Annotated in this window: 5 protein-coding genes; all 5 read left to right on the top strand. The window is 43.6% G+C overall.

What is annotated here, in order from left to right; all coding sequences use genetic code 11:
- The first annotated feature begins 33 nt into the window (after positions 1–33).
- The 5 genes from Q0852_RS23165 to rplT all read left to right on the top strand — a co-directional run bounded on the left by Q0852_RS23165 (position 34) and on the right by rplT (position 5,131).
- Positions 34–1,497, top strand: coding sequence for a methyl-accepting chemotaxis protein (locus Q0852_RS23165; RefSeq protein WP_299022685.1), 1,464 nt, complete (start codon positions 34–36; stop codon positions 1,495–1,497).
- A 463-nt stretch (positions 1,498–1,960) separates the two neighbouring features.
- Positions 1,961–3,889: a threonine--tRNA ligase gene (gene thrS / locus Q0852_RS23170; RefSeq protein WP_299022687.1), complete on the top strand. Its 1,929-nt coding sequence runs from the start codon at positions 1,961–1,963 to the stop codon at positions 3,887–3,889.
- A 3-nt stretch (positions 3,890–3,892) separates the two neighbouring features.
- Entirely contained in the window at positions 3,893–4,444 is a 552-nt protein-coding gene (infC, locus tag Q0852_RS23175; RefSeq protein ID WP_299022699.1) for a translation initiation factor IF-3, read from the top strand.
- Positions 4,445–4,540: 96 nt separating this feature from the next.
- Positions 4,541–4,735 carry a 50S ribosomal protein L35 gene (gene rpmI, locus Q0852_RS23180; protein ID WP_007469870.1) on the top strand — a complete coding sequence of 65 codons (195 nt, stop codon included), beginning with the start codon at positions 4,541–4,543 and terminating at the stop codon, positions 4,733–4,735.
- Between the two features lie 42 nt (positions 4,736–4,777).
- Complete coding sequence (gene rplT / locus Q0852_RS23185; protein WP_299022697.1) at positions 4,778–5,131, top strand: 50S ribosomal protein L20; 354 nt, start codon at positions 4,778–4,780, stop codon at positions 5,129–5,131.
- Positions 5,132–5,655: the final 524 nt, after the last annotated feature.

The raw sequence follows: 5,655 nt of genomic DNA on the forward strand, positions 1-5,655 counted from the left end.
TGCATGACAAGGTAATTGGCACATTCATTGAGCGTGAGTTCTACAGATGTTAGTTCAACAAGTTGGCGTCATGACCCGCTTCTTACTTATACCTCTGTAGATAAAAGAAAGGAGAGCTTGCAAAAAACATCAGTAATAAATGAAAGAATTGACAGTTCGCTTTCTGAGTATGAAAAAACAATCACTGAAGACGTTGATCGAGTACGATTTAATAAGGTTCAAAAAGCCTGGAATGATTACCTAAATGTCCTCTCTGGCTTTAATGAAGCAGTAAGTGATAACCGTATTGACACGGCGCAGCCAATTCTTGTTGGTTCACTTGACCAGTATGAAAAATTGCAAACTGCAATCGACAAACTAAGGCGAATGAATGTTGAATATGTTGATGTCAGCAGTAAGGAAATGATTGCCAGTATCAACAGCGTTGAGATGATCACAATGGGCTGTATCATCGGTCTTGTTGTCTTTATGGTGTTGATTAACTTGTTCCTGACTCGTCAGATCTGTGTGCCTTTAAATCAAGTTATGACGTTAGCATCTGAGATTGCTTCCGGTAATCTTATCCATCAAATCAATCGTGAATCCATTGGTAATGACGAACTAGGCAAGCTGGCCGATTCAAGTATTCAGATGCAGGACAAGCTTCGCCAGTTAGTGGAAGATATCATTGCTGCTGTAACGCAGCTCAATACTGCTGTTGAAGAAGTTAGCGCTATTTCTGAGCAGTCGTCTCAGGGAATGAAGCAGCAGCAAGATGAAATTACTATGGTTGCAACTGCGATGGATCAAATGAAAGCAACAGTTGCTGATGTTGCCAATAATACCGAAGATGCATCTGGTGCTGCTACGTCAGCCAGTAATGAGGCTAAGCAAGGTAGTGAAGACGTTCAGCAAAGTGTTGATTCTATTTTGCAGGTGTCGGATGAGATCCAGAATGCTGGTGAACTTGTACATCAACTGGAGCAGGAGTCTGCCAATATTACAATGGTCGTTGATGTTATTCGTGATATCGCTGAGCAAACTAATCTGTTGGCGCTGAATGCGGCCATAGAGGCTGCCCGCGCCGGAGAGCAAGGGCGTGGATTTGCGGTTGTGGCTGATGAGGTAAGAACTCTGGCGGGACGAACTCAGGATTCAACGGGTGAGATTGTCTCTATTATTAATAAACTGCAGAAAAGTGCTCATGATGCGAAAGAGGCAACCAGCCAGAGCTGCAATATGATCACACATTGTGTAGAGCAGGGGCAGCAAACCGGTATGAAGATCAGTTCAATTGAGGACAATGTCGGTAAGATAGCCGAAATGAGTATGCATATTGCGAGTGCTTGTAGTGAACAGGATTCTGTTGCAGAAGAACTTGGTCGTAATATTGAAAATATCAGCCTTTCTTCAAATGAAGTCGCACAAGGTGCAGAACACACAGCGAAGGCATGTGTAGAACTAAGTCAGTTGGCTTCAAATCTTCAGGCTACAATGGGGCATTTCCGTGTAGCTTAAGGCTATAAATATTTTTAAATAAGGCTGGTAGCTTTTAAATGAAAGCTGCCAGCTTTTTTTGTGCGGACTTTTTGATTAAACGATTAAGCTTTTATTTCATAGTGAGTCTTGGTTTTAAGTCTTCTTTATCTATAGGGCCGAAGTTTAAAAGGAAGTGAATGGAAAAGTACGAAGTAACAATAGATATATTAGACAGGTTGGCAGAGCAGTATCAGTACAATGGAAGGAGATGATAGGCAGTCTAAAGCTACCGTAACTGACTGGATTCTGAATTATTTCATCAAACGCCTTTGCATTCGGTAACTGCCGTTTGTTATAGTTGACCCTTCGTTTCTGATTCAGAGTGCTGCTCAGTATTGCGGTACCGAACTAGGGACTTTTTTACATTCATCTAAGCTTTCAAAGCTTTACAAATTCAACATGTGCTACTTGGTATGTGGCACCACTGTGAAAGGATATATTCATGCCTGTAATTACTCTTCCTGACGGCAGCCAACGTCAATTCGATGAAGCCGTATCAACTATGGATGTTGCACTATCTATCGGTCCTGGTCTTGCGAAAGCATGTATCGCGGGTCGTGTTAATGGTGAACGTGTTGATGCTTGTGACCTAATTGAAAATGACGCTAGCCTAGAAATCATCACAGCTAAAGACGAAGACGGTCTGGAAATCATCCGTCACTCTTGTGCTCACCTTCTAGGCCATGCCATCAAGCAGCTTTACCCTGATGTTAAAATGGCAATCGGTCCTACGATTGACAATGGTTTTTACTACGACATCGATCTTGAGCAATCACTGACCCAGGAAGACCTGGAAGTGATTGAAAAACGCATGGTTGAACTTGCTAAGACCAAGTACCAGGTTATCAAGAAGAAAGTTAGCTGGCAGGAAGCACGTGATACGTTTGAATCACGTGGCGAATCCTACAAAATGGAAATCCTGGACGAGAACGTTTCTCGCGATGATCGCCCGGGTCTGTACCACCACGAAGAATACATCGATATGTGTCGTGGTCCTCACGTTCCAAGCATGAGCTTCTGCCAGCACTTTAAACTGCTGAATGTTGCAGGTGCTTACTGGCGTGGTAACAGCGACAACAAGATGCTTCAGCGTATCTACGGTACTGCTTTTACAGACAAGAAAGCTCTGAAAGCACACCTGACACGTCTTGAAGAAGCAGCGAAGCGTGACCACCGCAAACTTGGCAAGCAGCTTGACCTGTACCACATGCAGCAAGAAGCACCAGGCATGGTGTTCTGGCACCACAATGGCTGGACTATTTTCCGTGAGCTAGAAGTATTCGTTCGCGACAAGCTAAATGAATACGGTTACCAGGAAGTGAAAGGTCCACTAATGATGGACCGCGTTCTTTGGGAACGTTCTGGTCACTGGGATAAGTACGCAGAAAATATGTTCACGACTTCTTCTGAAAACCGTGAATATGCAGTTAAGCCAATGAACTGCCCAGGTCACGTTCAGATCTTTAACCAAGGCCTGAAGTCATATCGTGATCTACCATTACGTATGGCAGAGTTTGGTTGCTGTCACCGTAACGAGCCATCAGGCGCGCTACACGGCCTGATGCGTGTTCGTGGCTTTACTCAGGACGATGCTCACATCTTCTGTACTGAAAGCCAGGTTCAGCAGGAAGTCACATCTTGTATTAAGATGGTTTATGACACATATCAGACATTTGGCTTTGACGACATCGTTGTTAAGCTGTCTACACGCCCAGAAAAGCGCGTAGGTTCTGACGAAATGTGGGATAAGGCTGAATCTGATCTGAAACTTGCGCTAGAATCTATGGATATCCCTTACGAAATCCAAGAGGGTGAAGGTGCATTTTATGGTCCTAAGATCGAGTTTACCTTACACGATTGTCTAGATCGTGCTTGGCAGTGCGGTACAGTTCAGTTAGACTTTGCACTTCCTGAGCGTTTAGGTGCTACTTATGTAGGTGAAGATAACGAGCGTCACACGCCTGTTATGATCCACCGTGCAATTCTTGGCTCTCTAGAACGCTTTATCGGTATCCTTATCGAAGAGTATGCTGGTTTCTTCCCCACTTGGTTGGCGCCACAACAAGCAGTTGTGATGAATATTACTGACAGTCAGTCAGAATATGTTCAACAAGTAGTCGAAAAACTACAAAAAAGTGGAATTAGGGTCAATGCGGACTTGAGAAATGAGAAGATTGGCTTTAAAATTCGCGAACATACTTTGAAGCGAGTGCCTTACATGCTCGTTTGTGGCGACAAAGAAGTCGAAGCAGGCGAGATTGCAGTTCGTACTCGCAAGGGTAAAGATTTGGGTAAATTTAAGATTGATGATCTTGTTGCTTACTTGCAGCAAGAAGTTAGCAGTCGCAAGCTCAATGTTTTGGAGGAATAAGGTATTAAAGGCGGAAGAAGAACCCAAGCACCAGTTAAGCAAAATGCACATCGTCTAAATGGCGAAATCCGTGGTGTACGCGAAGTGCGTCTTACTGGTATTGATGGTGAGTCCATTGGTGTTGTTTCTATTGAAGAAGCAATGAGTGCTGCTAATGAAGCTGGTGTAGATCTAGTTGAAATCAGCCCTAATGCCGAGCCACCAGTTTGTCGTGTGATGGACTATGGCAAGTACCTGTTCGAAAAGAGCAAGGCTGCTAAAGAGCAAAAGAAAAAGCAGAAACAAATCCAGGTTAAGGAAGTTAAATTCCGTCCTGGTACAGACGAAGGCGATTATCAGGTAAAACTGCGCAACCTGACTCGCTTTTTAGAAGAGGGCAACAAGGGTAAAGTCACACTGCGTTTCCGCGGTCGTGAAATGGCCCATCAGAATCTTGGTATCGAGCTTCTAAATCGTATTAAGAAAGAACTTGAAGACCTAGCGGTTGTAGAGAGCTTCCCTAGTCGAGTAGAAGGTCGTCAAATGACGATGATGCTTGCCCCTAAGAAGAAGTAATTACGGCATTCAAGTAGCACTAAGCGCTGCTTAACGCAGCGCTTTTTGTTCGCCTGATTACTATGTTATTAACTATCAACAATGCGGAGTCTCATCATGCCTAAGATGAAATCCAACAAAGGTGCTGCTAAGCGTTTCAAGAAAACTGCTGGTGGCTTTAAGTTTAAGCACGCAACTAAGCGTCACATCCTGACTAAACGTACTACTAAGAACAAACGTCAGCTACGTCCAAACGCTATTCTTCCTGCATGTGAAGTAGCAGCTGTTGCACGTATGCTTCCGTTCGCTTAATCGTTTTTAGTTTTATATTTTAATTTTAGTTAGGAGTCTCCTATGCCTCGCGTAAAACGTGGTGTACAAGCACGTGCACGTCACAAGAAAGTTCTTAAACAAGCTAAAGGTTACTACGGTGCACGTTCACGTGTTTACCGCGTAGCTTTCCAAGCAGTAACTAAAGCTGGTCAGTACGCTTACCGTGACCGTCGCAACAAGAAACGTACTTTCCGTCAACTATGGATTGCACGTATCAACGCTGCTGCTCGTCAGAACGGTATGTCTTACAGCCGCTTCATCAACGGTCTTAAGAAAGCATCTATCGAGATCGATCGTAAGATCCTTGCTGACATCGCTGTATTCGACAAAGCTACTTTCGCAGTACTAGTTGAAAAAGCAAAAGCTGCACTGTAATTTCAGTCCAGTTTGATGTGAAAGGAGAGCTTCGGCTCTCCTTTTTTCGTTTTAGTCCACTGCTTTTTGGACATTATTTTACCGTCGCCTCTCAAATTTCTATCCCATATCCTTTTAGAATTAAAGCCAGTTTGCTAGATCTCCGCTCCAGCCTTATCTGGGCTATAGGACAGGGAGGTTGCGCTGAATTTTTATACATATTTCGCCAGGTTAGTAGCTTCTGTCGAGTCTTTCTTATTTCTCCGTTTATATTCTCTTGTCGTTTTTTGTAGCGTTTCATTTCCTTTCGCAGGTTAGCTTGTTTCTGTTTTATCTGATTGCTGTGTTTAATTCTGGCTCTGAAGGAAAATACGGAAGCTTGTTGTGGATAAGTTTGGTTAAATAATTGGTGAAGGTTTTCTTCATTGCGTTGTAGCGATTGCCCGCAATTATTCATTTTTTCGCTGGTGCGTATTCCGGCGAAGTTGAACACCGATTCCGGCTGAATGTGAACACTTAACTTTTCAACGTATCACGACAGTTGT

It is taken from the genome of uncultured Photobacterium sp. (assembly GCF_947502415.1).
In the GTDB taxonomy this organism is placed as follows: domain Bacteria; phylum Pseudomonadota; class Gammaproteobacteria; order Enterobacterales; family Vibrionaceae; genus Photobacterium.

Coding starts and splice junctions, on each gene's coding strand:
- thrS (WP_299022687.1), top strand. CDS start 1,961: ATGCCTGTAATTACTCTTCCTGACGGCAGCCAACGTCAATTCGATGAA.
- rpmI (WP_007469870.1), top strand. CDS start 4,541: ATGCCTAAGATGAAATCCAACAAAGGTGCTGCTAAGCGTTTCAAGAAA.
- rplT (WP_299022697.1), top strand. CDS start 4,778: ATGCCTCGCGTAAAACGTGGTGTACAAGCACGTGCACGTCACAAGAAA.